Raw genomic sequence first — 3,233 nt, 5'->3', positions numbered from 1 at the left:
ATACAAAAGATAATCATTTAAATCTCTAATAAATACCCACCTTGCCACTACTGAATCGACATAGACAAAATGAGCACTTATGCAAATATTTGTCTATATTTTTAGTTATAGTTAATTACTCTCCTCCGAGAAGACCCTTCCATGGGTTAGTCATTAAGTCATCCTGATCTTCAATAGTGACTTTAATTTCATCATTCAATAATTGTCTGATCAAATGAACCTTATCATCAGGGATGAGCATCAGTTGAGCATTTAATCCTGCCGCTATAATTTCTAAGGTCTCTAATCGAGGGTTGCCCTGACTTTCCAGTTTTTGATACTGCTGTCTTGAAATGCCTGTACGGGATTGCATATCAACTTGCTTTAAGCCCAATAGGGTTCGTCTTTTTTTGATTTGCTGAAGTAAAGACTCATTCATTGTAGACACATTTATTGCTTTTTAGTGTTATAAGAAACATATTAGTTTCTTTTTTCTTGAAAAGCAATTTATGATTTTATCATTTCGATCTGCAAAACAGCCTTAGCTACGTAGTGATCTGAAATGACTCTGAAAATACAGTTAAAATTTGCATTCGGACCCGCATCCTTTGTGATGGCCAGTTATTTTGATGCCAAGGAGACCCACACATTTAGAATTTTAAAAGCGGCTTTACGTTTAATTATCTTATGGATTGAAAATTGGGGTAGTGTCAATAGATCTAAAATTATAAAACGATATTATTGTGTGATTGTTCTACAATATAGCCTAGAGCTTTATAACTTTTACTCCTTCTCTGAAACATTTTGACAAATATCGGATGGTTAACATCAACATAATCATATACCTGAACTTCAAATTTACCTTCATTTGATCTATGAATACGCCCAACATATTGAGCCAAAGTGCCTTTCCATGAAATCGGGAATGCCAAGAACAAGGTATCTAAACGAGGAAGATCAAAACCTTCACCAATGTATTTTCCCGTGGCAATCACAACATGAGCATCATCTAAATTTTGTTTTTCTTTTATGTTTTTTGTATGGCTCATACCTCCCTGTAAAATAGATGTTTTATACCCTAAATCATTCAACTTATTTCTAAGATTTTCGGCATGTTTTCTACGTTCAGTTAAAATTAACGGGATCTGACCATTTTGAATACAATGAGAGACATCTTTAATAATGGCATTATTACGTTCTGTATCTTCAGTAAGATGTTGCATCAGCTTTGAAATATGTGGTTTATTTTCGGTACCAAAGAAAATTTCTGGGAATTCACCTTCATAATTTACTTTTATTAATAATTTTTTAAGCTGGGTGTGATTGTTGGATTTTGCTTTGTATACAATAGAACCAGCTTGCATGAAAATAATGGGTTGATGCCCATCTTGACGTTCTGGTGTAGCAGTTAACCCGAGAATGTAGTAGGGACTGACTTCACTGAGAAGAAATTCATAGCTTGGTGCGGATAAATGGTGGCATTCATCTACGATAATTTGTCCGTAATTAAAGGCGATAGGTTTGATTGAATTATTTACACGGTTGATTAGACTTTGATATGTTGCAATGTCAATTTGATTAGATGGTTTGGCTTTTCCACCTTGTATTGTACCAATTTCGACATCGGCTAAAAATGAATGTAATCGTTCTTTCCATTGAGAAACAAGTTCTTTGTTATGAACAATAATGAGTGTATTTGTTTGGCGTTTGGCAATGATAGAGATTGCAGTAACAGTTTTTCCAAAAGCCGTTGGTGCATGTAGAACTCCAACATCGTGTTCAAGGATTTTTTTACATGCCATTTCCTGTTCAGAGGATAATTCGGTAAGTAGATTTATATTGACTAATATGTTGCCTTTAGTACGTTGATCTTTTAGTTTTATTTTAGTATCTTGTTGATTAAGCAAGTGAATTATATCTGTTAGGCATCCTCGTGGTAAACTGAGATATTGTCCTTCAAGGCGGGCACAGCATATGTGTCTTGGAATTCCTGTCGTTGAAAAACGCATTGCTTGTGCTTTAAAAAAACGAGGGTTGGAGAAAGTGGCTAATCTTTTTAATTGAGCTATCAATTGAGAGGGTAATGTCTGAATTGGAATGTGAATCATATTTGCGAATACCAATTCAATAGCGTCTGGACATCCCGCGATCTTTTGATTTTTTTTAGGAATATTTTTTACCCATGGAGCCTCATGGTCAACATCTGTTTGATTCTGTTCGATGAAATTGTAGCCTAGTTCATTCACAATATTATTAACTTCAGAAGAACTCATTAATTCAGTTTGTTGTAAAACAGTCCATGGGTCAGTAAAGGCATTAAAGTTACTGTCAATAAAGGTACTATTTCCTAGCGCTCTTGCGTGCTTTTGTAAGGGTAATGCTATTAAATTTCCAAATCCGCCTGCTGGCATGTGATCTTGATTTGGAAACATACGATCATAAGATTCAAAATCTAGAGCTGGATAAAGTTCCATGGCCTTATCTAGAATACCTGCACCCATTAAGCGAGCTTGCTTAGCTGCAATTGGTTCAGAGAAAAATATCCAAACATGTGCGCCATTACCTGAACGAGAGCGCTCAACCAAAAATGGTATATTTAAAGATAAGCACGCTTCAGAAAATGCAGTTACACAATTTTTCCAATCTGATTTATCAAAATCTACTGCGAGTAACCTACATTGATCTGTTGCTAATAGTGGGTAAATGCCTATAACTTTCTGTCCAGTTAAATGAGAATAAAGAACTTCTTGTGTGATGGGTAATAGTTGACGGCTTTTACAGTCTGAACATTTAATTTGAGGTTTGTAACAAATGCCATGTTTCCACTCATTTGCACAAGCAACAGAATAACCAGATTTTCCACTGCTATTTTCCCAACGATAAGCAAAGGTATCAGTTCGTCCAATAAACCTTTGAGAAAATAATAAAAGTCTTTCTTCTGCTGATAAATAATTCTTATTTTTTTCTTCAAGCGATATAAGTTTTTCTTTTTCTTGATAAAGGCTTTGATATTCATTTTGTAATAATGTGATTTGGTCTAAAATTTGCTGTAATCTAACTGCAATTTCTTTTAACTTATTATTCACTGATTTTTCCTAAAACACAGCTATTACTGTCCTAATATCAAATCTTAAATTAAAGAATTACAATATAATAAATCAATTAATTTTCAAAATATTACTCTGTACACGACAAAAATAGATAACTCATTGAAATAATGTCACAATAATTGTTTTCTAACGACGAATACTATG

2 protein-coding genes are annotated in these 3,233 nt (G+C 33.9%); both read right to left on the bottom strand.

Going from position 1 to position 3,233, the window contains the following annotated elements:
- Positions 1–115 precede the first annotated feature (115 nt).
- Entirely contained in the window at positions 116–418 is a 303-nt protein-coding gene (locus tag CF596_RS14250; RefSeq protein WP_096902850.1) for a helix-turn-helix transcriptional regulator, read from the bottom strand.
- Positions 419–704: 286 nt separating this feature from the next.
- The gene (locus tag CF596_RS14245) at positions 705–3,065 is read right to left on the bottom strand and encodes a DEAD/DEAH box helicase family protein (protein WP_001060549.1); all 2,361 of its coding nucleotides are present in this window, start codon (positions 3,063–3,065) and stop codon (positions 705–707) included.
- Positions 3,066–3,233 lie beyond the last annotated feature (168 nt).

The organism is Acinetobacter sp. YT-02 (assembly GCF_002412355.1).
Lineage (GTDB): Bacteria > Pseudomonadota > Gammaproteobacteria > Pseudomonadales > Moraxellaceae > Acinetobacter > Acinetobacter towneri.
This window is presented reverse-complemented; position numbering and strand designations above follow the sequence as displayed.